Source organism: Microbulbifer zhoushanensis (genome assembly GCF_021729055.1).
Taxonomy (GTDB): domain Bacteria; phylum Pseudomonadota; class Gammaproteobacteria; order Pseudomonadales; family Cellvibrionaceae; genus Microbulbifer; species Microbulbifer zhoushanensis.
Genome location: NZ_JAJSAO010000001.1, coordinates 472013 through 497188 on the forward strand (window position 1 = coordinate 472013; position 25176 = coordinate 497188).

Consider the following 25176-nt stretch of genomic DNA (forward strand, 5'->3'; position numbering starts at 1 on the left):
TGGGACCGTTGCTTTACCAGAGCAGAAGTGGCCGAAATGGCCGATCAGAAGGAAATTTTTGCTGGAAAAACAAGGATTTGAGGTGGGGAGCCGCGGAGGTCCGGGGCTCGGCCCCCGCCGGCATGAGGCCGGCGGGGCCGGCGGCCACTGCTGTGACCGCAGGGACAGGTCGGTCAGTCGCGCTTCGGGAACAGCTTGTAGCGGACGCCGGCCATGTCCTCCAGGCAGCGGACCACCTGGCAGCTGTAGCCAAACTCGTTGTCGTACCAGCAGTACAGCACTGCATTGTCGTCCTCGACAATGGTGGCATTGGAGTCGAACACACAGGCACGGCGGGAACCCACAAAGTCACAGGAGACCACTTCCGGGCTGTTTGTGTAGTCGATCTGCTGGCGCAGCGGTGAGTGCAAGGCCACCTCCCGGACGTACTCGTTCAGCTCTTCCTTGGTGGTTTTCTTGCCCAGGCGCAGGTTCAGGATCGCCATGGACACATTCGGGGTCGGGACCCGGATGGCATTACCGGTCAGCTTGCCCTTCAGGTCCGGCAGAGCCTTGGCCACCGCCTTGGCGGCACCGGTCTCGGTCAGCACCATATTGAGCGCTGCGGCACGGCCACGACGTTCACCCTTGTGGTAGTTGTCGATCAGGTTCTGGTCATTGGTATAGGCATGGACCGTTTCCACGTGGCCATGCTCGACACCAAAGCCGTCCATCATTGCTTTCAGCACCGGCACGATCGCATTGGTGGTGCAGGATGCGGCGGAGATGATCTTGTCATCGTCGGTGATATCACCGTTGTTGATACCGTAAACGATGTTCTTGATGTCGCCCTTGCCCGGGGCAGTCAGGATCACCTTGGAGGCACCGGGGCTCTGCAGGTGCTGGCTCAGGCCTTCCTCATCACGCCATACGCCGGTGGAATCCACCACGATCGCATCGTGGATACCGTGGGCAGTGTAATCGACCTCCTGCGGGGAGTTGGCGTAGATCACCTTGATCTCATTACCGTTGCAGATCAGGGAGCTGGTCTCCTCATCAACACGGATGGTGCCCTTGAAAGCCCCGTGGACAGAGTCGCGACGCAGCAGCGAGGCGCGCTTCACCAGGTCGTTGTCCGCCTTGCCCTTGCGCAGCACGATTGCGCGCAGGCGCAGCACATCACCACTGCCGGCCTTCTCGATCAGCAGGCGCGCCACCAGGCGACCGATGCGGCCGAAGCCGTAAATAACTACATCGCGCGGCTCGGGAATCGGCTTGCCGGCACCCTCTGCGCCGGCCAGCTCTGCGCGCACAAACTCATCCACGGACATGCCGCGGTCGTCACGCATATATTTGTTGGTCAGCGTTCCCAGGTCGATATGCACCGGCCCCAGGTCCAGCTTGGTAATCGCTTCCAGCACCGGGTAGGTCTCCCACTCGGAGAGTTCGTTACCCTCGACCTGCCGCACGAAGCGGTGTGCCTTCATGATGCTCAACACGGAGCGGTTTACCAGGTTGCGGCCGTACATGTAGATGCCGGCATTACGCTCACGGTTGAGCTTGCCGATCATCGGGATCATGGATTCAGCCAGCGCTTCGCGCTCTTTCCAGTCCTTGAAAAAATCCGCGGGCTTGGGTCGCTTCTGAGTCACTATCAGACACCTCTGCAATCAGTTGTGTAGGCAGGCAAATCGCGGCCGGAAAAAGGCTCCCAGGCCGCGTGGCTGCGCATTATCAGGATATGCCCCGGGGCGCGCAACCGGGCAAAAAAACACCAAAAAATTGTAGTAAAACTACCAGTTCATCCCCACCGGATCCCCGGTCCCGGAATCGCTTCACACCCCACCTTTAACGACCCGAATGGCGCCCACGGACAGGACCGGCCTGCACCGCGATCTGTTCGCAGTTACAATAACCGCCGCCCGGGCCGAGGCCCGCCTGAAAGCGTGGATATATAAGGAAAGATGACAGATTTGCAGCCCCTCTCCCCGCCCCCCTTCCGATCCGGAACTGACCGCCAGTTCTGGGGTGGACTGCATGGCGCGGCCGCCGCACTGGCGATCCTGAATACCGCCCGGCAAAGCCACGCGCCGACCCTGCTGGTGGCCCGTGACAGCCTGGAAGCCCAGCGCCTGGAAGCCCAGCTGAAATTTTTTAACAGGGGTTTGCCGACGGAGATCATCCATTTCCCGGACTGGGAGATCCTGCCGTACGACACTTTCTCACCCCATCAGGACATCATCTCTGACCGCCTGGCCGCCCTTTACCGGCTGCCGCAGATGGGGCCGGGTATCGTAATTGCCCCGGTAAGCACCCTGCTGCACCGGCTGCCGCCGCGGGACTATGTGGCTGGCAATGCGCTGATCCTGAAGGAGGGACAGCAGTTCGACCTGGACACCCAGCGCCGCGTACTCGAGCAGGCCGGGTACCACTGTGTCGATACTGTCTATGAGCATGGCGAGTTCGCGGTACGCGGCGCCCTGATGGATATCTTCCCCATGGGCAGCTCCCTGCCCTTCCGCATCGACCTGTTCGATGACGAAATTGAGAGCCTGCGCACCTTCGACCCTGAGACCCAGCGCACCGTTGAGACAGTGGACAGCGTTAACCTGCTGCCGGCGCGCGAGTTCCCCATGCACAAGGCCGCCCTGAGCGGCTTCCTGCAGAACTGGCATGAGCAGTTCGACAGCGATCCCAGCCAGGTCTCCATCTACCAGGACATCAGTGCGGGGATCGCCCCGGCCGGCATCGAGTATTACCTGCCACTGTTCTTCGACCGCTGCGACAGCCTCTTTGATTACCTGCCCGAGGGCAGCGCGGCCTTCCTGCAGGGGGAGATCCAGGAGCCGCTGGAAAACTTCTGGCGGGAAGTCAGCAACCGCTACGAGAGCCGGCGCGGCGACCTGACCCGGCCAATCCTCGAGCCGCGGCAGATCCTGCTGGAAATCAACGAGTTCAATGGCGCCCTGAAAAACCTGAAACGGGCCATCTTCTCTTCCGATGAGGTTCCGGAGGCGGAGGGCAATTACAACTTTCCCACCGTCACCCCACCCAGGCTGCCGGTGGACGGCAAGGCCGAAAATCCCCTGGCCGCGCTGGAAGCCTACCTGATGGAATACAGCGGCCGGGTATTGTTCTGTGCCGAGAGCAGCGGCAGGCGTGAATCCCTGCTGGAACTGCTGGACAGCATCCGCCTGAAACCGGTGCTGTTCAATTCCTGGTCCGAGTTCCTGGAAAGTGACGAGACCCACGGCATTACCGTGGCCCCCATCGACCAGGGACTGTGCCTGCGGGAGCCCGCCCTCAACGTGATCGCGGAGCCACAGCTGTTCGGCGAGCGGGTACTGCAGCAGCGCCGGCGCAAGAAAGCCAAGGATGACGCGGAAAACGCGGTCCGCAACCTGGCCGAGCTCCGCATCGGCGCACCGGTAGTGCATATTGACCACGGCGTCGGTCGCTACCGGGGCCTGCAGCACCTGGAGATCGACGGCCAGCCGGCAGAATTCCTGACCCTCGAGTACGCCGACGAGGCCAAGCTCTATGTCCCCGTGGCCAGCCTGCACCTGATCAGTCGCTACTCCGGGGCAGACGAGGCACTGGCTCCACAGCACAAGCTCGGCAGCGAACAGTGGCAGAAAGCCAAGCGCAAGGCCGCCGAGAAGGTCCGTGATGCCGCGGCCGAGCTGCTCGACATCTATGCACGGCGCGAAGCCCGCGTCGGCCACGCCTTCGCCGACCCCGGACTCTCGTACCGGGAATTCGCGGCGGGCTTCCCGTTTGAGGAAACACCGGACCAGCAGCAGGCGATCGAGGCAGTGGTGGCCGACATGCTGTCAGCCAAGCCCATGGACCGGCTGGTCTGCGGCGATGTGGGCTTCGGCAAGACCGAAGTGGCCATGCGCGCGGCATTTGTTGCCGCCCATGCCGGCAAGCAGGTTGCCATGCTGGTACCCACTACCCTGCTGGCCCAGCAGCACTTCCAGTCCTTCCAGGACCGTTTCGCCGACTGGCCCGTCAATATCGAGGTGATCTCCCGCTTCCGCAGCGGCAAGGAGGTTGAAGGGGTCAAGGACCGTGTCGCCAGCGGCAAGGTCGACATTCTCGTGGGCACCCACAAGCTGCTGCAGAGCGACCTGGACTTCAAGAACCTGGGCCTGCTGATCATTGACGAGGAACACCGCTTCGGGGTGCGCCAGAAAGAGCGCCTGAAGAGCCTGCGGGCCGAGGTGGATATCCTGGCACTCACCGCCACCCCGATTCCCCGGACCCTGAATATGGCCATGGCCGGCATCCGCGACCTGTCGGTGATCGCCACGCCCCCGGCGCGCCGGTTGTCGGTAAAAACGTTTGTGCGGGAGCGGGACGAGGCCCTGATCAAGGAGGCGGTGCTGCGGGAAATCCTGCGCGGCGGCCAGGTGTATTTCCTGCACAACGAAGTCAAGAGCATCGAGCGCATTACCCGGGAGCTGGAGGCCCTGGTTCCCGAGGCCCGTATCGGTATCGGCCATGGCCAGATGCGTGAGCGCGAGCTGGAACAGGTAATGAGCGACTTCTACCACAAGCGCTTCAATGTGCTCGTGTGCACCACCATTATCGAGACCGGTATCGACGTACCCAGTGCCAATACCATCCTGATCGAGCGTGCCGACAAGTTCGGCCTCGCCCAGCTCCACCAGCTGCGCGGCCGCGTAGGCCGCTCCCACCACCAGGCCTACGCTTACCTGCTGACCCCGCACAAGCGCTCGATGACCGCCGATGCGGTGAAGCGCCTCGAGGCCATCAGTGAGGCCCAGGACCTGGGCGCCGGCTTTACCCTGGCGACCCACGACCTGGAAATCCGCGGTGCCGGTGAACTGCTGGGTGAGGAGCAGAGCGGCCAGATCCAGAGCGTCGGCTTTACCCTCTATATGGAAATGCTGGACCAGGCGGTAAAGGCCATCCGCGAGGGACGCACACCGAATATCGACGAGCCGCTGGAATCGCCGGCGATCGACGTCAACCTGCGCGTACCGGCCCTGATCCCCGAGGATTACCTTCCCGATGTGCACGGGCGCCTGATGATGTACAAGCGTATCGCCAACGCCCGGGATGCCCAGGAGCTGAAAGAGCTGCAGGTAGAGATGATCGACCGTTTCGGGCTGTTGCCGGAGCCGGTCAAGCACCTGTTCCGGACCACCGAGATAAAGCTGAAGGCGGAGCAGATGGGCATCCGCAAACTGGAGGCCTCGGCCGCGCGTGGGCGCATCGAGTTTTCCGAGGAAACCGCCGTGGATCCACTCACCCTGGTCAAGCTGGTGCAGAACCAGCCCGGGCGCTACCAGCTGCAGGGTGCCAACCAGCTCAGTTTTGCCCTCGACGAGGAGGGTGCGGACATGCGCCTGAATCAGGTCGCAGGAGTGTTGGAGCAACTGGCGCAATGATAGACTGTGCTCTTTGGCGCCGTGCGTCGGCGCCCCAAACATAACAAAGCAAGCGGTATCAACATGACCCGATTCATCAAACTGTGCACCGCCCTGCTGCTGGCTACCTGCGCTGCAGGCACCCAGGCCGCCAGCTATGCCGGCAATACGTTCGAGATTGAAATGATCGTCTTCAGTCGCACCGCCGGCATGGAGGGCGCTCGCGAGGACTGGCCGGCCGCGCCACGACTGTCTTACCCGAGCCGCTGGATCGATTTCTCCAGCACCGATGACGGGGGCAATCCCGTACTCACACAGGTCGCTACCCAGCTGGATAACAAGGCCGCCGCCCTGCAGCGGTCCAGCAGTTACCGGGTACTGTTCCACAAGGCCTGGCAGCAGCAACTCTGGCAGAAGCGCCGCTCGCCCTCGATCCTGGTCAGCGGTGGCGAGACCCATGGCAGCCACAGCCAGCTGGAGGGCACAGTCAAGTTAAGCGTGTCACGCTACCTGCACCTGAGCACGAATCTCTGGATGAGTGAATTTGGGGGGCCGGAGACAGCCACCGGCGGGATACTCCTGCCGACACCAACAAAGCAGGAGGACGAGCCCCTGGACCTGGCCACCGGCAGTGCCGGCATCGCGCCGCTGCGAGCCGAATCACCAGCCTATGCCGCCCGGGTTGCAACGCTGCAGCAGGAGCGACGCATGCGCAGCGGTGAGCTGCACTACCTTGACCACCCCCTCTTCGGCGTACTGATCCAGGTACGCAAGGTGGATGAGACCGAAGAAGCGGCGGATGCGGGCGTATAGCCCGCACCACTGCGAAATAAGACCAATAACGACAATCCACAGACCCCCAGCAGGAATCCATGATTACCAACGACGCCATCATTCTCGGCATGCTGGCCGCAATTCTCGGCTTTGTCTTTTATACCGCTGGCAGCGAACACCGCTTCTGGAAACGCTTTTACCGCTTTGTCCCCGCACTGCTGCTGTGCTACTTCCTGCCCTCATTGCTGACTACATTCGGCATTATCGATGCCGAGGCATCGCAGCTTTACTACGTGGCCTCCCGCTTCCTGCTGCCGGCGAGCCTGGTGCTCCTGACGCTCAGTATTGACCTGAAAGGCATTGTGAGCCTGGGTCCCAAGGCGCTGATCATGTTCCTGACCGGCACACTGGGGATCGTGATTGGCGGACCGCTGGCACTGCTTGTCATGGCGCAGCTCGACCCCGGCATGCTGGGCGTCAGTGGCCCGGAAGCTGTCTGGCGCGGCATGACCACGGTGGCCGGCAGCTGGATCGGCGGCGGTGCCAACCAGACCGCAATGAAGGAAATCTTCTCCGTTGGCGACCAGGTGTTCTCGGCGATGGTGGCCGTCGATGTGATCATTGCAAATATCTGGATGGCCGCGCTGCTGATCATGGCCGGTAATGCCAAACAGCTGGACGCCCGTCGCGGTGCCGACACCACGGCGATCACCGAATTGCGCGAGAAAGTCGAGGCAATCCAGAAAAAGCACTCGCGCATCCCCAGCCTGCCGGACCTGATGCTGATTGCGGCGGTCGGGTTTGGTGTCACCGCCATTGCCCATGCTTTTGCCGATACCCTGGCGCCGTGGTTCGAGACCAACGCGCCACAGCTGGCCCGGTTCAGCTTCACCAGCCAGTTTTTCTGGCTGATCATCATCGCCACTACCCTGGGCGTTGCCATGGCGTTTTCCCCGGCCAAGAAACTCGAGGGCGCGGGCGCCTCAAAGGTGGGATCGGTCTTTATCTATTTCCTGGTGGCCACCATTGGTACCCATATGGACATTACCGCGCTGCGCGACAGCCCGGAACTGTTCCTGCTGGGCGCCATCTGGATGGCCGTCCACGCCGGGCTCCTGTTACTGGTGGCCAAGCTGATCAAAGCCCCCACCTTCTTTATGGCGGTGGGCAGCCAGGCCAATGTCGGTGGCGCCGCATCAGCACCCGTCGTCGCTGCCGCCTTCCACCCCTCCCTGGCACCGGTGGGCGTCCTGCTGGCAGTAATGGGCTACGCGCTGGGCACTTATGCCGCCTGGTTCTGCGGCCAGCTGTTACGTGTGATCGGGGCAGCATAAGGCTGCGGACCGACAGCTGCCGGGAATGGAGCCCCGGCGCTGTCCACAGCACTGGTATAGGGGGGGGGCCAAGAGAAGAATAGTTCTCGATATCGTGGGGGAAGTGGAAGCAGGACGTATCCCACAGGCGCGCGAACATGAGGCGCTCACACCATATTACAGGCAGCGGGAATTATTTGAGGCGGGTTAGAAGAAAGCGACCTGCCAGCCCTGGTCAATGCGGCTGGGCCATTCCGGCCCGGTAAACATCAATTCAGACTGGCGAGATCGACAATCGGGTGGGGTCACTCACACGGAACGACGTCTTCCGCCAGCAGCCCCTTGTCGCCCTTCTGCATTTCGAACTCGACCGACTGGCCCTCGTTCAGGGTTTTGTACCCTTCGCCGCGAATACTGCGGTAGTGAACAAAGATATCTTCCGTACCCTCTCCACAGGTGATGAAGCCATAACCCCGGGCGTTATTAAACCACTTCACAGTACCTGTAACGCGATCACTCATTAAGACAACCTCATTATTGTTATTGCGCCCACCACCGGTGCAGCGAACGACTCTCCATTGCAGCGGCCGTTCCTCGGCTCACTGAACCACAATGTGTCCACCGGTTCACCAACGAACACACTACCTGATTCTTAGATAAAACGACGCCAGTGTCTAGGTTTGAGCGTGAAATAATTACTACAGATTTCGTGAGCTGCGCAATAAAAGGACAAAAAAAGGGGGCCAGGCCCCCTTTTCTGAACATTTGTGCTTTTCCTGTCTTGCCCCGGCCGTGTGCGCGCCGTGTCGGCAAGGCAAGCTCCCCTGCGATTCGCCCTAGGCCGTACCAGTCGCCTCGGGTGCGCCAATCCCGTGCAGCTCCGCCGGCAACTCCGCCACGTGCAATGTCGAAGTCGGGAAAGCGCAGGATGCGCCATGCTGTTCGACAATGTTCAGGGTTTTTAGCAAAACATCCTGCTTGATCTCGTGATAGCGGATCCAGTCAGTGGTTTTCGTGAATGTGTAGATAAAAAAGTCCAGTGAGGACGGCGCAAAACTGTTGAAGTTCACAATGAGCGTCAGATTGGTATCAATCTCCGGATGCTCCTGCAGCATCGCCTTTACATCAGCCACAATGGCCGCCATCAAAGGCGCATCCTGGTAACGGATACCAATGGTTTCAAAGATCCGCCGGTTCAGCATCCGGGAGGGATTCTCCACGGAAATCTGGTTAAAAACCGCGTTGGGGATATAGAGCGGGCGCTTGTCGAAAGTGCGGATCCGCGTAAGGCGCCAACCGATATCTTCAACCGTGCCCTCGATCTCTTTGTCCGGTGAGCGCACCCAGTCCCCAACCTTGAACGGGCGATCCAGGTACACCATCAGGCCGCCAAAAAAGTTCGCCAGCAGGTCCTTCGCCGCGAAGCCCACCGCCAGGCCGCCAATACCACCAAATGCCAGCACGCCGCTGATGCTATATCCCAGGAACTGCATCACCACCATCGCCGAGGTGATGACAATGGATGCACGCACCAGCTTGCCCAGCGCCCGCACCGTAGTCGCATCCATGGGTTTGGCCATATACCGGGGATCGCGCAGGTTGTGCTCGACCGTCCGGGCGAATCGCAATGCAAACCAGGTAATGACCAGGATCAGCCCGATTTCCCGTACCGTACCAGCCAGGGAGAATATCTCTGCCCCGGTGGCCTTGCCCGCGCGCCCCGCCGCGATCGTGAGGCCAAACAGCCAGATCAGGACTGCGCCGGGTGGGTTCAGCGCCTTGACCAGCGCATCATCCCAGGCGTTGACAGTACGCTCGGCGCGCTTCTCCAGCCGTGCGGCAAAGCGCCCGAACAGCCATGCCGCCAACGCGGTCACCAGGATGATCGTAAAGATTGCGACGATCCAGAACCGGTTGTCCCCGATCCAGGCCATTACCATCGACTGTGCAGATTCCACCAGCGGTTACTCCTGATATAGCGATATTCAGATTCAATGGTTGCGGAAAATAACGCGGGTGGCGGGGGGATTTCCAGCACCAATCCCCGAAGAAAACAGAATTAGCCCCCAGTGTCGGGGCAGTACTTCAGCCCCCACGGGCCAGCAGGTCTTCCAGCCAGCTCCGCGTACGCTGCCAGCGCTCGTCCTGCTGCAGTGCCTCCCAGCCCATTGCCCCGGGCTGGCCGCGCATGCGCCGGAGCCTGGCGGCAGACTCCGGGGGTGGTGTAAAGCCCTGTAGCGCCTCCAGGCATTCCAGCGCCCCCTGCCGGTTATTGCACACCACTCCCATATCGCAACCAGCATCCATGGCCGCCCGGATCCTGGCTCCATAACCGCCGGCGGCACCCGCGCCTTCCATTGACAGGTCATCGCTGAAGATTACACCGTTGAATCCCAGCTCACCGCGCAGTATCTGCTGCAGCCACAGGCGGGAAAAGCCAACCGGATTGCGGTCGACGCGAACAAAACGGATATGTGCGGGCATGACCGCATCCAGCTCCCCTGCCCCCATGCACTCGACAAAGGGCAGCGCATCGGAGGCCATTACGTCCTCCAGCGTGCGCTCATCCTCAGGCAGCTCTTCGTGGCTGTCCTCCAGCACATGGCCATGGCCGGGAAAGTGCTTTCCGGTAGTCGCCATGCCGGCCTCGTGCATCCCCTCCATGAAAGGACGCACCCGGGAGGCGACCTGTGCCGGGTCTGCGGCAAAACTGCGGTCACCGACAATGCGGCAGTGCTGGTCATCGGCGTCCAGCACCGGGGCAAAGCTGAAATCAACATCCTCGGCACGCAATTCCGCCGCCAGCAACCAGCCCGCATCACGCAACTGGTCCGCATCCGCATTGGCGGCCAACAACTGCATGGAGGGGATGCGGGTAAAGTCGTCACGGAAACGCTGCACGCGCCCGCCCTCCTGGTCAACTGCCAGCAGGATCTCCGGGCGCAGGTCACGGATCTCGGTGACAAGCGCCCGCAACTGTGCGCGGCTGCTGTAGTTGCGGGCAAAGAAAATCAGCCCACCCACCAGCGGATGGCGAAGCACTTCCCGGTCCTCTGCCGTGAGCTCGGTGCCCTCGACATCAACCATTACCGGACCAATCAATTCACCCATCTTATTCCCTCATTGCTTAACACTGGCGGTACAGCCTGCATCCGCCGGCGCTAAAGTCTCGCTTATGACTTCTCCGTATCCGCCCGCAACATGGCCGCAGCTGCGGGCACGAGGCGGTCGAGCGTTTCCGGCAGGCTGCTTTGCGCGTCGAAATCCTCCCTGAGGATAGCGTCGATGGCATCAAAGCTCGAAAGGGTAAAGATCGTCGCCCCCAGCATAAAATAGAGCCGCCAGTAGAAAGTGACCGGGTCGATTCCCGGCAATGCCTGGCTCAGCAGGCCGGCGAAACGACGATAGCTCTCGCCATAGCGGGACACGATATAGCGACGCAGGTGGCCCTGGTGTTGGGTATAGGCCATGCCCAGCAGGCGCATGAACCGCTGGGGATCACGCCCCTCCGCCGCCAGGCTCGCCACACCGCCGCGGAAGAGGCTACCCAACAGCTCCTCCACTTCCAGCTTTTCGCCTGCAGCCACCCGCCGGTCCAGGTCTGCGGCCAGGGTCTCTGTAAAGGGCGTCAAAAAACGCTCAAACACCGCCTGGATCAGTTCTTTTTTTGACCCGAAATGATAATTTACCGCTGCGAGATTGACCCCGGCGGTACTGGTAATGGTGCGCAGTGAGGTCTCCGTGAAGCCACGTTCGGCAAACAGTACCTCTGCGGCATCCAGAATCCGACTGACCGTATCTGTCTGGGTCATACAAATTCAAACCAACAATTTAAACACTTGTTTTGATCTGGCTGAGATTAGCACACTTGTATCCGAAAAATCGCGGGTACTGAAGGCGGCAGGCAGACATTAGATTGGAAGTCAAACGCAAGGGGACAAGGATCATGGCACATAGCCACCCTGACATAGGCAACTGGTTCGAGATGCTGGAGAGCGGACAACTGTTCGAGGTGGTCGCCCTCGACGACCTGCACAGGACAATCGAAATCCAGTACCTCGACGGCACCCTCGATGAGCTGGACATGGAGCAATGGCAGGTATTGCCGCTGGCTCCGGCTCCTCCACCCGAAGACGCCAATATCGCCTATGGCATGACCGCACGGGAGCACAGCGCCAGCTCCAGCGATCCCGGCATACCCGAAGAGCAAAACCCGCTGGATTACCTGGAGGGAGAGAGCTTCAGCGGTACCGATGAATCCCTCTGAAGCGAATGACTACTGCTCGCGCTCGCGGATGTAGTCGATAATTATTTCTGCCGCCTCATCGACGGTATCGACAACATGGAAGAGGTCCAGGTCGGATGCGTCGATACATTTGCTCTGCAGTACCGTATCCACCAGCCAGTCGCGCAGGCCCGCCCAGTAGCGGCGCCCTACCAGAACAATCGGGAAATGAAGGACTTTCTGCGTCTGCACCAGGGTCAGGGCCTCGAAGAGCTCGTCCAGCGTGCCGTATCCGCCTGGCAAGCCGACAAACCCCACGGCGTGCTTTACGAACATGAACTTGCGCACAAAAAAGTAGCGAAAGTGGAGGCTGATATCCTGGTATGGGTTGGCCGTCTGCTCGAACGGCAATTCAATATTGAGGCCGATGGATGCCCCCGGCTGCGGGTGTGCCCCGCGGTTGCAGGCTTCCATCAATCCCGGCCCGCCGCCGGTGATTACCGAGATTCCCTCCGCAGCCAACAGCTCCCCGAGCCGTACTCCCTGTTTATATTCCGGGCTTTCTTCGGTAAACCGCGCGCTGCCAAATACGGTCACCGCACCGGTCAGCGCAATCAGGCGCTCTATTCCATCCACCAGCTCGGACTGGATACGCAGGACGCGCCAGGCCTCGGGCATCTTGGCATCTAACATTCCACTTTCCCTGTTCTGTCGCGTTTCTCAACGCTTGTTATTTTGTCGGTTCTTCCCTGTCTCTCCTTCCAATGTAGCAGTATGTGACGACAGCGCTGTGAATTTGCGCCGGGGGTAAATCTGTATATAATCACAGCAACTGTATAAAAATACAGACACACGACCAGGTGAATCTATGACCAATCTCACGGCCCGCCAATCCCAGGTACTCGAGCTGATCAAGACCTACCTCGATGAAACCGGCTATCCCCCTACCCGCGCGGAAATTGCCCGGCAGCTGGGGTTCCGATCCCCCAATGCCGCCGAAGAACACCTCAAGGCGCTGGCCCGCAAGGGTGCCATCGAAATGGTGGCGGGAGCCTCCCGCGGAATCCGTATACCCGATTATCACCCGGGGTTGCCGATCGTCGGTCGTGTAGCAGCGGGTAACCCGATACTCGCCGAGGAAAATATCGAGGATTACTGTGACCTGCCCACAGACTTCTTCCACCCGCCGGCAGATTACCTGCTGCGCGTCCACGGAATGAGTATGCGGGATGCGGGAATTCTCGACGGCGACCTGCTGGCCGTGCAGCGCACTGACCAGGTACGCAATGGGCAGATCGTTGTCGCCCGGATTGAGGACGAGGTAACCGTCAAGCGCTTCCGCCGCAAGGGCAACCAGGCAACCGTGCAACTGCTGCCGGAGAACGAGGAATTCGATGTAATTCAGGTAGATATGCGCGACAAGCACTTTGTCATTGAGGGCCTGGCCGTGGGCGTGATCCGGCAGAGTCCCTGACCCGGGCACACTCTGTAACGACGAAACCCCTGCCCTCCCAGTTGGGCAGGGCGTAACCCCCTATCTTCTCAGCAACCCACGCCTTCGCACTATTCCGCGGGTTTCGTATAGTCCCGCGGGTACCTGCCGCCGTCCGTAACTGTCACCAGCATCAGCCACGCACACGCGTCTGCGCCCCTGGCGTGCGCCCGGGCAGGACGGCGCGGCGGCCTGGCACAGTTCAACAGCCGGTTCGGGATGGGTATCAGGTGGGCCCAGTGAGGGGCTGGAGGGTATTGGATGGGCGACCAGCAGCAGCATCGGCTGTGTTGCCGCACCGCTGGCCGGCCCCGGCGAGGGGATCAGTGGATTGTGTGGTTAACAGGCTCCAATTCCTCTTCCTCGAGGTATTCGGCCGCAATCTCATCAATATTCTGCACGGCGTCGATGCCGGCTTCCAACATGGCACGGGCCACTGCAATCTTGTGCTCGCGCAAGAATTCAGAGCTGGCGTCCGAAAAATGAATACGCACCAGCGGATCCTCCTTCTCCCCGGCACGGCGCAGGGCGACATCGCCGTTGGCGAGTTCGATAATTTCAAAAGTTTCGGAGGACATTCGCTTCTCCTGCAACATCAAGTTTTGCGCAGTGTAACACAGGGAAGGAGGTAGAATCAGTGTACGGGAGGCTCCGGACTGGCCCGCGGGCCTGGGGCGGCCAGGGCTGCTGCAGCCGGAGCGCAGCAGGCAGTTGCTGGATCGCGGCCCCCGGGTTGGCCGCTAATACTCTTCCATATGCGCTCGCTGGCGCCGGATTAGCTCCACCATCGACTCCCGCCAGTTCCGCAGGGCATCCAGGTCAGGGGCGGCAGATTGCCGTGAAAGGTCGCGAAGGGGAATTACCTGTGCCGGGGAGCCCGCTCCATTGCCTTGCGAGGCGCGGCTACCGGAGAATTGCCATAACCCCAGCCAGGCCGCTTCTATACCCGCCAGCCAGCTCTCCGGGTCCCCTGCCAGGGCCTCCAGTTCGGCCGCCTCGGAAGACGACATACCGCGGGAGGCAGCATCACGGGCGAGCTGCCCCGGCGACTCCGGCTGGCTGCCCAGTTGCAGCTGGTGCGCCAGCTCACACAGGAACGCCCGGTATGCCAGCCACAGTTGCAACACCACGGCATCCTGCACGGCAGCCTGGTGCAGCCCCCCTGCGGGAGCGGACTCAAGCAGTAGCTGGCTTTTGCGCAATGCCGCGGCCACGCTGCCGGTGTAGGGGTTGGCCATAGACCCTACTTGTCCTTGGCGGCGGCTTTCTTGCGTGCCGGCTTGCGTTTGGTCGCCGCTTTCTTGGTCGCCGCCTTCTTGGTCGCTTCCACCTGCCACTTGCCATCGCGATAGAACGCGCGCCAGCCGGTGGCCTTGCCGTCTTCCTCGGACTGTACGTACTGCTCCTGGGTCTTGCGACTGAAGCGAATTACCGTATCGCGGCCCTGGTCGTCCTCGGTGGGCGCCGAGAACAGGTAACTGTACTTGGGATCGATCTCATCCTTGTGCGGCAACACCTCTTTGACCAGCGGTGCCCGCGTCTCGCGGTTCTTGGGGAACTGGCTGGCGGCAAGGAAAAGCCCCGAGGCACCGTCGCGCAGGATATAGTGGTCTTCCACCTTCTGGCAGGGCAGTTCAGGCATGGGCACCGGATCCATTTTGGGCGGTGCAGGCTGTCCATTCTTGAGCAGCTTGCGGGTGTTCTTGCACTCGTCATTGGTGCAGCCAAAGTACTTGCCGAAACGGCCCGACTTGAGCTGCATGTCGCTGCCACACTTGTCACATTCAATCACCGGGCCATCGTAACCCTTGATCTTGAAGGTGCCCTTCTCTACCTCGTAGCCATTACAGTCCGGGTTGTTGCCGCAGATATGGAGTTTGCGCTGCTCGTCCAGCAGGTAACTGTCCATGGCCGTGCCGCACTTGGGACAGCGCCGCTTCTCTCGCAACTGGCGGGATTCCGCGTCCTCGTCCTTGTCGGCATCCACTGCCTCGTCCCCGGACACCAGGTTCATGGTGTTGGTGCATCGTTCCTTGGGTGGCAGCGCATAGCCGGAACAGCCCAGGAAAACCCCGGTGGACCCGGTGCGGATCTGCATATGGCGCCCGCACTTACTGCACTCGATATCGGTGTCTGTGGGCGTGTTGCGGCGCATGCCGCCCTCTGCCGCCTGGGCTTTCTCCAGGCGCGAGGAGAAGTCGGAATAAAATTCGTTGAGCAGGTCCTTCCAGCCCTTGTCACCTTCGGCGACAGAGTCCAGTGACTCCTCCAGGCTGGCGGTGAACCCGTAATCCATCAGGTTCTTGAAGCTCTCGCTCAGGCGGTCGGTGACGATGTCCCCCATCTTTTCGGCATAGAAACGGCGGTTCTCGAGCCGCACATAGCCGCGATCCTGGATGGTGGAAATAATCGATGCATAGGTCGAGGGCCGGCCGATACCGCGTTTTTCCAGCTCTTTTACCAGCGCCGCCTCGCTGAAGCGCGCCGGCGGCTTGGTGAAATGCTGTTTCGGGTCGAGTTTCTTCAGGGCCAGTTTTTCACCGACCTTGACGTCCGGCAGCACCGCATCCTCTTCTTTCTTACTGGTCTGCGGGGCCACCTTGAGGAAACCGTCAAAACGGATAACACGGCCACGGGCACGCAGCTCGAAGTCCCCGGCGGAGACAACAACCGAGGTCGAGGTAAACTGTGCCGGGGTCATCTGGCAGGCGACGAACTGCTGCCAGATCAGGTTGTACAGGCGCTCGGCATCGCGCTCGACACCAGTCAGCATATTGGGCTGCATCCGCACATCGGATGGGCGAATGGCCTCGTGCGCCTCCTGGGCCCCCTCTTTGCTGGCGTAATTATTGGGGCTGTCCGGCAGGTACTTGTCACCGAACTTTTCACCAATAAATTCCCGTGCGGACTCCACTGCCTCCTTGCTGAGGTTGGTGGAGTCGGTACGCATATAGGTGATGTGACCCGCTTCATACAGGCGCTGGGCAAGCATCATGGTTTTCTTGACGCTGAAACCAAGGCGGTTACTGGCCGCCTGCTGCAGTGTCGAGGTAATAAATGGTGCTGAGGGCTTCGAGCTGGTGGGCTTATCGTCCCGGGCACTGACGGTAAAGTCGCTGCCCTGCAGCGCTTTCGTCGCCGCCATGGCCTGCTCTTCGTTAGTGGGCCGGAAGGCCTCACCCGCCTGCTTTTTCACTTCCAGGCGCAGGGCGTTGGCTTTCGCGGTCTCGGTGTCGGCGAACAGGGTCCAGTATTCCTCGGGTATGAAGGCGCGGATCTCGCGCTCGCGTTCCACCACAAGGCGCACCGCTACCGACTGCACGCGCCCGGCGGACAGGCCGCGGGCTACCTTCTCCCACAGCAGTGGCGAAACCATATAGCCAACGATCCGGTCCAGGAACCGCCGCGCCTGCTGGGCATTGACCCGATTGATATTCAGCCGGCCGGGATCCTTGAACGCTTCCTGGATCGCAGATTTGGTGATCTCGTTGAACACCACGCGCCGGTAGCGATCCTCATTCCCACCAATGGACTCGCGCAGGTGCCAGGCAATGGCCTCCCCCTCGCGGTCGAGATCCGTCGCGAGATAGATATGATCGGCGTTCTCCGCCAGCTTGCGCAGCTCGCTGACCACCTTTTCCTTACCGGGCAGGATTTCGTACTGGGCCTCCCAGTTGTGGTCGGGGTCAATCCCCATGCGCCGGATCAGCTGTTCGCGGTTTTTCTTGCGCTTGTACTTTTCCTTTGCCTCCGGGGACAGCTTGCGGGTTTCCGCCGCGCGACGGGCGCGCTCTTTCGGATCCACAGGTTGCTTGTTACCCCCGGCGGTGGGCAAATCACGAATATGACCGACGCTGGACTTCACCACGAAGTCCTTTCCGAGATACTTGTTGATCGTTTTTGCTTTGGCCGGTGATTCGACGATGACCAGTGATTTACCCATAAGTACTTGTTTTTTAATGAAAATTTCTTAGTGCTAAGACTCTGGCACCGCCACTTTGGACAGGCCGCTGTGCGCGAATATATAAGCCCCGCCCCCAGTGGGGTCAAGCGAGAGCGCCAAAATAGTTGCCCCGCCGACCCTCACAGGGATGACCCCGGGGGCCTCTGCCGGGCCCCTTCCCGGCGGCCTCGCAGTGCAGCCCGGGAGCCGCTATCGCCCCCCGTCAGCGGGGGCGGGACGGCGGATCGCCTCCTCGATTCCAGGCCGGAACTTTTCCAGAGCCCCAAGGAGGCTATCCATACCGGAGTCACCGCTCTGCTCCCGCCACTGGATGCCCAGGCCGGCCTGGGTGGCGTGCAGGGCGAGCGCATCCGGCGGCATCGAATCCAGCAACTCATGCAGCAAGGGCCAGGCCTGCCGGGGCGCCGACTTGTCCCCGCGCCAGTCCCAGCGACCGCTGAAATGCATGCCGTGTTCCATTCGCTGCAACTCGAGCACCCAGCCGGTTTCCAGGCGTCGTGGATCTTCCCAGCGGGAGATGTAAACCGCCGCGGTGCCCTGCCCCTGGGATTCCGGTAACCGGGACATCTGCACCACCATACCCGCGCCGGCTGCACGCTGCCGGAGGCCCGCGAGCCGCCGGTCCCGGCTACTGGGCTTGAGCCACATCACGGGACCAATCACGAGTGCGATCGCGAGAATGATGATTAGCACTGGAAGCCAGCCAGACATGCGAACTCCATTTCGGTGATTGAGGCGCCTATTGTGTTGCGCCCGATGCCAGTTGTGTCAACCGGTTTGTTTTACATTAGACTCTTTCGAGGGTAAAACTGATCGAGCATTCGGGACAGTTATCACCAGCCAATAAAAAAGGAGCAGCATGCCGATGGCCAGTTATAAGAAGATTCTCGTGGGCCTGGACCTTTCCGAGGATTCCTCCCAGGTACTGAAAAAAGCAGAGGAAATTGGCAAGGCATTCGGGGCAGAGCTGAGCCTGTCTCACGTGATTGAACCCCTGACGTTCGCGTACGGCGGCGATATCCCCATGGACCTGTCGGAAGTGCAGGAACAACTGCAGGACCAGGCCCGGGACCAGCTCAAGAAGGCCTCGGTATCCATGGGCATTCCCGAGGAACGCCAGCATGTGGTGCTGGGCCAGCCGGCTTCAGAGATTCATCGCCTGGCAGAGGAGATTGGCGCCGACCTGGTGATCATCGGCAGCCACGGGCGTCACGGCCTGGCGCTGCTACTGGGCTCCACCGCCAATGGCGTTTTACACGGAGCAGGCTGTGACGTGCTGGCGGTGCGCGTGCACTCCGACGAGTAAGACGAATAGAAGGAGGGAATGCCGCTCGTGGACGGCAGCACTAGCCTGACACTTCCGCAGCGGTGACGGCAACGCCGGCACTCGGGCTGAACGGGCTCCTCAGGCGCCCTCATCCAGCTCGGCCCAGCGCTCAAATGCCGCCTCCAGCTCTGCCTGGCGATCTGCCAGCAGGCGCAACCGCTCCTCTACAAGAGACTGCTCCTGCTGGTAAAAGCCCGGGCCGGAAACCTCTTCTTCCAGCTCGCCGATTTGCTCTTCCAGCGATTCTATTTTGCCCGGCAGGCTGTCCAGCTCACGCTGCAGCTTGTAACTGAGCTTTTTGCTCTTCGCAGCGGGTTTCGCCGCTGGACCCTGGTCATCCCGCGGCTTTGGCTTTTCCCCAGCCTTTGCAGCGCCCTCTCCTTCCGGCGAGGTGAACCGGCCACCCTGGCGCAGGAAATCCTCGTACCCGCCCACGTACTCGCGCACGACACCATTACCCTCGAAGGCCAGGCAGGAGTCCACCACATTATCCAGGAAGGCCCGGTCGTGACTCACCAGCAGCACGGTGCCGGAAAAGTCCAGCAGCAGCTGCTCCAGCAATTCCAGCGTTTCCACATCGAGATCGTTGGTTGGCTCGTCCAGTACCAGGATATTGGCCGGCTGGCTGAACAGTTTTGCCAGCAGCGCACGGTTGCGCTCCCCACCACTCAGGGCCGACACCGCTGTGCGCGCCTTTTGCCCGGAGAAAAGGAAATCCGCCAGGTAAGACATGGCGTGGCGAGTCTTGCCGCCGACGGTAATTGACTCGCGCCCACCGGCCACGTTGTCCAGCACGGTCATTTCCGGGTCCAGCTGGTCCCGTCGCTGGTCGAAATAGGCTACCTGTTGTTTCGTCCCCAGGCGCACGTTGCCGCTACCTGGTTGCAGCTCGCCCAGCAGCAGCCGGATCAGGGTGCTCTTGCCGGCGCCGTTGGGCCCGATCAGTCCCACCTTGTCACCGCGCATCAGGGTGAAATTCAGGTCCCGCACCAGCGGCGGCTCCCCCGGGTAGGCAAAGCTGACATCCGTCAACTCGGCCACCAGCTTGCCCGACAGCTCGCCGGAATCAACGGACAGCCTGGCCGTGCCCTGGCGCGAACGGCGCGCCTCCCGTTGGCGACGCAGGTCCTGCAGGGCGCGCACCCGGCCCTCGTTGCGGGTCCGGCGGGCCTTGATGCCCTGGCGGATCCAGGTCTCCTCCTGGGCCAGCTTCTTGTCGAACAGGGCCTCGTGGCGGGCCTCCTCGGCCAGCAGCTTTTCCTTTTCCGCCTGGTAGCGGTTGAAGTCGCAATTGAAGACCCGCAGGACGCCCCGGTCCAGGTCCCAGACCGTGCGGGCCAGTCGCTGGGCAAGCGCACGGTCGTGGCTCACGAACAGCAGCGCCCCGCGAAAGGTGTCCAGGAAGTTTTCCAGCCATTCGACGGCGGCAATATCCAGGTGGTTGGTGGGCTCGTCCAGGATCAGCAGGTCGGGCTCGATCACCAGTGCGCGGGCCAGGGCCGCACGGCGCTGCCAGCCTCCGGATAGATCGCCGACAATTGACGCCGGGTCCAGGCCCAGGCGGTCGAGCACACTATCGATACGCGGCATCAGGTCCCAGCCATGGGAATCCTCGATACGTGACTGCAGGTCAGGTCGGGGATCGTCGCGGTAATCCGCCAGCCACAGGCCAACCTGGCCCAGCCCCCCGGCGACGAAGCGGTAGACACTCTCGCGGCACCCCGAGGGCAACTCCTGCTCCAGGGCCGCAACCACAGTACCGGTGGTGCGCACCAGCTCGCCGCCGTCGGGGTCCACCTGGCCGCCAATCAGGCGCAGCAGGCTCGATTTGCCCTCGCCATTCCGCCCCACCAGGCAGATCCGGTCACCGCGATCGACCATGGCGCTGACATTGTCCGCGAGGACCTGGGTTCCATACCGCAGGCTCACGGCATCCAACTGAAGCAACATACTTTTACAACTACACTATTTGAGGGTGTACCCGTTCTCATTCTCGCCCGGGACTGTTGCCGGCCGGCGATTCGGGCTTGTGCGAAAAGGATATTTTACGCATTATTTGACGCGCTGTTTTACTTTTACCGGCGCGAGTTATCAATCGGGTGAGTACTATGTCGATTGACGCAAAGGGAATCGCGTTAACGCTGTTCCTGGTGCTGGCTGCCTTCCCGGCACTCGGCGAAACCAACGCGGAAAAAGCAGTTGCCCAGCGGGAGAAACTGCAGGAAGCCCGCGAGGCTATTGGCCGCGGCGATACTGCCGAGCTCAAGCGCCTGAAACAGGAGCTGCAAGACTACCCGCTCCTGCCCTATCTCGACTACTGGGCCATCAGCCGGAAAATCCACCGCCTCCCCTACGACGAGATCGACCAGTTCATCAGCCAGCACCGGGACACCGCCATCGGTGACTGGATGCGCGTGCGAATCCTGCGCGAACTGGGGAGTCGCAAGCGCTTCCGCGCCTACCTGAAGTACTACGAACCGGACAAGATCACCCGGACCTCACTCAAGTGTTACTACGCCGACGCGCTGTCCCGTCACGGCGACAAGGATACCGCATACGCGCTGGTTGAGGAGCTGTGGATGGTGGGCCGGTCGCAGGCCGAGGAATGTGACCCGGTATTCAACCGCTGGATGAAAGACGGCGGCCTGACCCCCGAACTGGCCTGGGGTCGCCACCTGCTGGCAGTGGAGAACCGCAACCTGGACCTGGCGGAGTATATCGCCCGCAAAATGGAGCCCGAACAGGCCCGCCTTGCCGAGCTGCTGCGCTCCGTGCACCGGGATCCCGGCCAGCTCTCCAATTACACGCGCTTTATCAATGAGCGCCCCGAGTACCGGCAGATTGTCCTGCACGGGCTCGAGCGCCTCGCCCGGAAAGATGCCCGCCAGGCAGAGCAGGCCTGGCAGCGGTTCGAGACCAGCTACCTGTTTGCCGATGCAGAGCGGGAACAGCTGCTGCGCAACCTGGCCCTGCAGTTTGCCCGCCAGGACGATATCGACGGCCTCCGGGCCTTCTTCAAGCGGACCGAGAAGTTTACCGACCCACGCACCATCGGCTGGCTGGCAAGACAGTCGATGCGCGAGCTGGACTGGGCCCAGGTGGAATTCTGGATCGATCGCCTGCCCGCAGAGGAACAGCTACAGGATGTCTGGCTCTACTGGAAGGCGCGCTCCCTGGAAGAGCAGTACGGCAAGGGCCGCGCGGACGAGGCTGTACAGCTCTATCGCCAGGCGGCGGAAGAGCGCAGCTATTACGGATTTCTATCGGCCGACATTCTTGGGCTGAACTACAGCTTCGTCGATCGTCCCGCCAAGGTCACACCGGAGCTGGTAGAGGAGATGGCTGCCCGCCCCGGCATGCTGCGTGCCCGTGAACTGCAGGCCATTGGCGAGCTCTACCATGCCCGGCGCGAGTGGAATTATGCCACCGAAGGGCTGGGTCACACGGAGCTGCTGACCGCCGGCAAGGTCGCCAGTGCCTGGGGCTGGTACCACAAGTCGATCCGCTCGGTGCTCGCCGCAGACTACCTGGACGACCTGGAGCTGCGCTTCCCCCTCGCCTTTGCCGATATTGTGACCGATGTCAGCAACCGGATGAGCGAGAAAACCGCGCTGGACCCCTACCTGATCTACGCCGTAGCGCGGCAGGAAAGCCATTTCGCGCACGACGCCAGGTCCCACGCCGGCGCCCTGGGCCTGATGCAGCTACTCCCATCCACTGCCCGCGCCACGGCCCGCAAGGCCGGGGTGAGCTATCGTCGCAGCTGGGACCTGCTGACCCCGAAAACCAATATCGCACTGGGCAGCTTTTACCTGCGGACCCTGCTGAACCGTTTCGACAACAACCGGATCCTCGCTGCCGCGGCCTATAACGCAGGACCCACCCGGGTGGCCGGCTGGCTGCGGGAAACCGGCCGACAGCTGCCCTACGACGTTTGGATTGAGACGATTCCATACCACGAGACCCGCAAGTACGTACAGAATGTACTCGCGTACTCGGTGATCTATGCCTATCGCAGCGGCACGACAAAACCTTTATTGAGGGATAACGAGGCCGCCAGCAAGCTCTGAGCCTGGAGGGTCCGGGGGAATCCCGGACCCTGGCGTGAAAGAAGCAAGCCTGCACAGGAAAGAAAAGGAAATGAAACCGGGAGCCCGGGCTGCCTCTCCAGCCCTGGCCTCCGGCTATGGGTGCCGGATACGCACCCGCAGCCAGTCCACCAGCCCATCGCGATCGAACGGCCACCCCAGCACATCCTCCGGATCGCCGAGGCCCACAACCGGTATCCGGGTACCGAAGCGCTGCTCCAGGTCGTCATCAGCGGCGATATCCACTTCCCTGAGCCGTAACCCAAAGCTATCCAGCACCGGCCAGATTTCTGCCTTGGCCTTCTCGCACAGGCTGCAGCCGAGGGTGGTATAAAGCAGAAGCTCTGCCGGTTTATCTCCCGCCATGATTCAGAGCAGGCCCTGCTGGCGGGCCCAGAGGACACCTGCCACACCCAGCCCCAGCAACAGCACCACACTGAACCACAGCCAGGGGCTGCCACCGGCCTCGGCGGTGGCTGCGTCACCAGCGTAGCGCTGGCGCTCGCGGGTCATTTCCGCTTCAGGTACTGGCTCGCCATGGACCGCCGACGCCTGTGCCTGCCCGCCGGTATGCTGTGTCGCAGGCTCATGCTGCGGCGGAATTGTCACGGCGGGGCGCACAGTGGTCTTGTCGAGTTCATCCGCGGGGCCCACCACGCTGAAGCTCAGGGTGTCGAAACGCAGTTCATCACCGCGGCGAACCCGCGTCTCGGATACCCGGCGGTTGTTCAGGTAAGTGCCATTGGCGGAACCGAGATCCACCACGAACAGCAGCCCGTCGCGAACCTCCAGGCGTGCATGCCTGCGGGAGAGGTGTGACAGGGAAAAAGTGATATCGCACTCATCCGAGCGCCCCACCACACTGGTCTCCTTGACCGGGAAGACCCGCCCGGCGATGGCCGGATGATTGGCTCGCAGCGCCCACGAAACGGCACTGCTGGCAGAAGAGCCGGACCGGAAACGGGTCACTTTGGGGTCGACAACCCCGAGCTGGCGATCACCGACTGTGACACGATCGTTCAAATTCAGCTGGCACGGACCGGTAACGGGCTTGCCATTCACAGCCAGCCCGCCATAACCGGCAAGGTCGCGAAGGGTCAGTGTGTCACCGTCGACGACAACCTCGGCGTGCAGTTTTGCCACCGAGTCGCTGGCGAGGGTCAGGTCACAGGTCGAGGCACGACCGATAGTTACCCTTGGCGCCACCAGCCAGACGCCCTGTCCGGCATCCTTGAGATCGCAGAGTTTAAACATTGATTATGTTCCTGATGATGCGGGGTCAGGCACGCCATCACCGGGGAAGCATTCATAGCCTTGCCCCGGCCGGCGTTTCGACTCACTACTTTATTGTCCCTGAGGCTCCGGGAAGAGTTGTGAGACCACCCATCTTGTTGTTAACGGAAAAAGTCTATCACGAAGTTTTTGCATGGCATGTGATTGGGTTTGCAGCGTACAATCTCTGACTGCAATATGCTCCCTGTCACAGAATTCCTGCCTTTCGCAGTAAGCCCCAGGCGTTCTCTGGCAGTCCTTCCCGCTGCTGTGCCCACGGAAATGCGAAGTACGGGAAGGCATAAACTCAGCCCGGTTAAGGAATCGGCGCCCCTGGTTATCTGTTGCACAGTCACGCAACTTTGACGGGAAAGCCCCTCTGGTGGCTGGCGCCAAAAACCACAATAAGACACAGGTAGTTGCACGCAGTGAGTGAAGCCAAAGTACGCGATGTATCGAGGCACACGGTTCCCCAGCGACCGGCAGAGCCAGAACCGCCGGCGCGCAGCGCTGGCGCGACACACCCCGGCTTCAAGCGCGAGCAGAACGAGGACGCACTCTGGTCCGATGAGCAGCGCGGCGTGTGGGTTGTGGCAGACGGGCTGGGTGGCCACCAGGCCGGTGAAATCGCCAGCAAGACGGTTGTGGAGGAAATCCAGCGCTCCTCCGCCACCGACCGCCACTATGAACACGCGCTGCAGCGTGCCCATGCCCTGCTCCTGGGTGATGAACAGAGCACTGGCAACATGGGCTCTACCGCGGTGGTGGTAGCCGAGGAAGGCGCATATTTCCATATCTACTGGGTCGGCGACAGTCGCGCCTATCTCTGGTCTCCCGGCGAGGGGAACGGCCAGCTGAAACAGCTCACCAACGACCATTCCTACGTGCAGATGCTGGTCGACTCCGGGGCCATCAATCCCCAGGAGGCCGCCAGTCACCCGAACCGGCATGTCATCACCCGCTGCATCGGCGGCAGCACCAACCCCAGCCTCGATGTGGACCGCATGTCATCCCCCTGGAGGCCAGGCGACCGCCTGCTGCTGTGCAGCGATGGCCTCAGTGCAGAGGTCGAACCGCAGGTGATCGCGGAAATCCTGGCAAACAATGCCGATTGTCGCCGCGCCGCAGACCTCCTGGTTGCCGCCGCGCTGGACGCCGGAGGTAAGGACAATATCACCGTGCAAATCATTGACGCACCGGACCCGGCCGCCACACCGGGTAAAAACACCGCTGCCGCCAACGGCAACACCGTCCGGATTATCCTGGCAGTGTTGGCGGCCACCGCGATAACCATGGTTTTTACCGGCTGGCTTCTCGGCCTGCTACCGCGTTAGGGAAAGAAA

At 61.5% G+C, this 25176-nt stretch carries 21 protein-coding genes; 8 read left to right on the forward strand and 13 right to left on the reverse strand.

Translation table 11 applies throughout. From position 1 onward, the window contains the following. Positions 1–173 precede the first annotated feature (173 nt). Positions 174–1634 (reverse strand): glyceraldehyde-3-phosphate dehydrogenase, encoded by a 1461-nt coding sequence (locus LVD10_RS02055; RefSeq protein WP_370636830.1) that lies wholly within the window; start codon positions 1632–1634, stop codon positions 174–176. A 309-nt stretch (positions 1635–1943) separates the two neighbouring features. Here LVD10_RS02055 and mfd point away from each other — a divergent pair, with 309 nt between their 5' ends. From mfd to LVD10_RS02070, 3 genes are all read left to right on the forward strand, one after another. Then, a complete protein-coding gene (gene mfd / locus LVD10_RS02060; protein ID WP_232942770.1) occupies positions 1944–5399 on the forward strand; it encodes a transcription-repair coupling factor in 3456 nt (1151 codons plus the stop codon). Positions 5400–5462: 63 nt separating this feature from the next. After that, positions 5463–6191 (forward strand): peptidoglycan binding protein CsiV, encoded by a 729-nt coding sequence (locus LVD10_RS02065; RefSeq protein WP_237061628.1) that lies wholly within the window; start codon positions 5463–5465, stop codon positions 6189–6191. A 59-nt stretch (positions 6192–6250) separates the two neighbouring features. Further along, the gene (locus tag LVD10_RS02070) at positions 6251–7486 is read left to right on the forward strand and encodes a DUF819 family protein (protein ID WP_232942772.1); all 1236 of its coding nucleotides are present in this window, start codon (positions 6251–6253) and stop codon (positions 7484–7486) included. Positions 7487–7770: 284 nt separating this feature from the next. Here LVD10_RS02070 and LVD10_RS02075 read toward each other — a convergent pair whose 3' ends face one another. The 4 genes from LVD10_RS02075 to LVD10_RS02090 all read right to left on the reverse strand — a co-directional run bounded on the left by LVD10_RS02075 (position 7771) and on the right by LVD10_RS02090 (position 11277). After that, entirely contained in the window at positions 7771–7986 is a 216-nt protein-coding gene (locus tag LVD10_RS02075; RefSeq protein ID WP_091512424.1) for a cold-shock protein, read from the reverse strand. A 315-nt stretch (positions 7987–8301) separates the two neighbouring features. Beyond that, on the reverse strand, positions 8302–9399 hold the full coding sequence (locus LVD10_RS02080; RefSeq protein WP_233006754.1) for a mechanosensitive ion channel family protein: 1098 nt from the start codon (positions 9397–9399) through the stop codon (positions 8302–8304). Positions 9400–9550: 151 nt separating this feature from the next. Continuing rightward, positions 9551–10576, reverse strand: coding sequence for a beta-N-acetylhexosaminidase (nagZ, locus tag LVD10_RS02085; RefSeq protein ID WP_237061630.1), 1026 nt, complete (start codon positions 10574–10576; stop codon positions 9551–9553). A gap of 62 nt (positions 10577–10638) precedes the next feature. Next, positions 10639–11277: a TetR/AcrR family transcriptional regulator gene (locus tag LVD10_RS02090; RefSeq protein ID WP_232942774.1), complete on the reverse strand. Its 639-nt coding sequence runs from the start codon at positions 11275–11277 to the stop codon at positions 10639–10641. A gap of 134 nt (positions 11278–11411) precedes the next feature. On the opposite strand from LVD10_RS02090, the gene LVD10_RS02095 reads away from it, so the two are divergent. Further along, a complete protein-coding gene (locus LVD10_RS02095) occupies positions 11412–11732 on the forward strand; it encodes a DUF6763 family protein (RefSeq protein ID WP_237061632.1) in 321 nt (106 codons plus the stop codon). A gap of 9 nt (positions 11733–11741) precedes the next feature. Here LVD10_RS02095 and LVD10_RS02100 read toward each other — a convergent pair whose 3' ends face one another. Beyond that, positions 11742–12383, reverse strand: a complete 642-nt coding sequence (locus LVD10_RS02100) for an LOG family protein (protein WP_232942776.1) — start codon at positions 12381–12383, stop codon at positions 11742–11744. Positions 12384–12558: 175 nt separating this feature from the next. On the opposite strand from LVD10_RS02100, the gene lexA reads away from it, so the two are divergent. Next, positions 12559–13164: a transcriptional repressor LexA gene (lexA, locus tag LVD10_RS02105; RefSeq protein WP_232942777.1), complete on the forward strand. Its 606-nt coding sequence runs from the start codon at positions 12559–12561 to the stop codon at positions 13162–13164. A gap of 341 nt (positions 13165–13505) precedes the next feature. On the opposite strand, the gene LVD10_RS02110 is transcribed toward lexA, so the two are convergent. From LVD10_RS02110 to LVD10_RS02125, 4 genes are all read right to left on the reverse strand, one after another. Further along, positions 13506–13760, reverse strand: a complete 255-nt coding sequence (locus LVD10_RS02110) for a hypothetical protein (protein ID WP_232942778.1) — start codon at positions 13758–13760, stop codon at positions 13506–13508. A gap of 162 nt (positions 13761–13922) precedes the next feature. Beyond that, a complete protein-coding gene (locus tag LVD10_RS02115) occupies positions 13923–14420 on the reverse strand; it encodes a DUF6586 family protein (RefSeq protein WP_232942779.1) in 498 nt (165 codons plus the stop codon). A gap of 5 nt (positions 14421–14425) precedes the next feature. Next, positions 14426–17125, reverse strand: coding sequence for a type I DNA topoisomerase (topA, locus tag LVD10_RS02120; protein ID WP_232942780.1), 2700 nt, complete (start codon positions 17123–17125; stop codon positions 14426–14428). Between the two features lie 210 nt (positions 17126–17335). Beyond that, positions 17336–17857 (reverse strand): hypothetical protein, encoded by a 522-nt coding sequence (locus LVD10_RS02125; protein ID WP_232942781.1) that lies wholly within the window; start codon positions 17855–17857, stop codon positions 17336–17338. 154 nt (positions 17858–18011) lie between these two features. Here LVD10_RS02125 and LVD10_RS02130 point away from each other — a divergent pair, with 154 nt between their 5' ends. After that, positions 18012–18452: a universal stress protein gene (locus LVD10_RS02130; protein ID WP_232942782.1), complete on the forward strand. Its 441-nt coding sequence runs from the start codon at positions 18012–18014 to the stop codon at positions 18450–18452. A 99-nt stretch (positions 18453–18551) separates the two neighbouring features. On the opposite strand, the gene LVD10_RS02135 is transcribed toward LVD10_RS02130, so the two are convergent. Then, positions 18552–20423 (reverse strand): ATP-binding cassette domain-containing protein, encoded by a 1872-nt coding sequence (locus tag LVD10_RS02135; protein WP_232942783.1) that lies wholly within the window; start codon positions 20421–20423, stop codon positions 18552–18554. A 158-nt stretch (positions 20424–20581) separates the two neighbouring features. Between LVD10_RS02135 and LVD10_RS02140 the strand changes: the two genes are divergently transcribed. Continuing rightward, positions 20582–22543, forward strand: coding sequence for a transglycosylase SLT domain-containing protein (locus tag LVD10_RS02140; RefSeq protein WP_237061635.1), 1962 nt, complete (start codon positions 20582–20584; stop codon positions 22541–22543). A gap of 114 nt (positions 22544–22657) precedes the next feature. On the opposite strand, the gene LVD10_RS02145 is transcribed toward LVD10_RS02140, so the two are convergent. Continuing rightward, positions 22658–22927: a glutaredoxin family protein gene (locus tag LVD10_RS02145; protein WP_232942785.1), complete on the reverse strand. Its 270-nt coding sequence runs from the start codon at positions 22925–22927 to the stop codon at positions 22658–22660. A gap of 3 nt (positions 22928–22930) precedes the next feature. Then, on the reverse strand, positions 22931–23815 hold the full coding sequence (locus LVD10_RS02150; protein WP_232942786.1) for an FHA domain-containing protein: 885 nt from the start codon (positions 23813–23815) through the stop codon (positions 22931–22933). A 446-nt stretch (positions 23816–24261) separates the two neighbouring features. Between LVD10_RS02150 and LVD10_RS02155 the strand changes: the two genes are divergently transcribed. Further along, on the forward strand, positions 24262–25167 hold the full coding sequence (locus LVD10_RS02155; RefSeq protein ID WP_232942787.1) for a PP2C family protein-serine/threonine phosphatase: 906 nt from the start codon (positions 24262–24264) through the stop codon (positions 25165–25167). The last annotated feature ends 9 nt before the right edge of the window (positions 25168–25176 follow it).

Coding starts and splice junctions, on each gene's coding strand:
- topA (WP_232942780.1), bottom strand. CDS start 17,125: ATGGGTAAATCACTGGTCATCGTCGAATCACCGGCCAAAGCAAAAACG.
- LVD10_RS02080 (WP_233006754.1), bottom strand. CDS start 9,399: ATGGCCTGGATCGGGGACAACCGGTTCTGGATCGTCGCAATCTTTACG.
- LVD10_RS02065 (WP_237061628.1), top strand. CDS start 5,463: ATGACCCGATTCATCAAACTGTGCACCGCCCTGCTGCTGGCTACCTGC.
- LVD10_RS02115 (WP_232942779.1), bottom strand. CDS start 14,420: ATGGCCAACCCCTACACCGGCAGCGTGGCCGCGGCATTGCGCAAAAGC.
- LVD10_RS02135 (WP_232942783.1), bottom strand. CDS start 20,423: ATGTTGCTTCAGTTGGATGCCGTGAGCCTGCGGTATGGAACCCAGGTC.
- LVD10_RS02090 (WP_232942774.1), bottom strand. CDS start 11,277: ATGACCCAGACAGATACGGTCAGTCGGATTCTGGATGCCGCAGAGGTA.
- LVD10_RS02145 (WP_232942785.1), bottom strand. CDS start 22,927: ATGGCGGGAGATAAACCGGCAGAGCTTCTGCTTTATACCACCCTCGGC.
- LVD10_RS02070 (WP_232942772.1), top strand. CDS start 6,251: ATGATTACCAACGACGCCATCATTCTCGGCATGCTGGCCGCAATTCTC.
- LVD10_RS02075 (WP_091512424.1), bottom strand. CDS start 7,986: ATGAGTGATCGCGTTACAGGTACTGTGAAGTGGTTTAATAACGCCCGG.
- lexA (WP_232942777.1), top strand. CDS start 12,559: ATGACCAATCTCACGGCCCGCCAATCCCAGGTACTCGAGCTGATCAAG.
- LVD10_RS02150 (WP_232942786.1), bottom strand. CDS start 23,815: ATGTTTAAACTCTGCGATCTCAAGGATGCCGGACAGGGCGTCTGGCTG.
- mfd (WP_232942770.1), top strand. CDS start 1,944: ATGACAGATTTGCAGCCCCTCTCCCCGCCCCCCTTCCGATCCGGAACT.
- LVD10_RS02130 (WP_232942782.1), top strand. CDS start 18,012: ATGGCCAGTTATAAGAAGATTCTCGTGGGCCTGGACCTTTCCGAGGAT.
- LVD10_RS02110 (WP_232942778.1), bottom strand. CDS start 13,760: ATGTCCTCCGAAACTTTTGAAATTATCGAACTCGCCAACGGCGATGTC.
- LVD10_RS02095 (WP_237061632.1), top strand. CDS start 11,412: ATGGCACATAGCCACCCTGACATAGGCAACTGGTTCGAGATGCTGGAG.
- LVD10_RS02125 (WP_232942781.1), bottom strand. CDS start 17,857: ATGTCTGGCTGGCTTCCAGTGCTAATCATCATTCTCGCGATCGCACTC.
- nagZ (WP_237061630.1), bottom strand. CDS start 10,576: ATGGGTGAATTGATTGGTCCGGTAATGGTTGATGTCGAGGGCACCGAG.
- LVD10_RS02100 (WP_232942776.1), bottom strand. CDS start 12,383: ATGTTAGATGCCAAGATGCCCGAGGCCTGGCGCGTCCTGCGTATCCAG.
- LVD10_RS02140 (WP_237061635.1), top strand. CDS start 20,582: ATGTCGATTGACGCAAAGGGAATCGCGTTAACGCTGTTCCTGGTGCTG.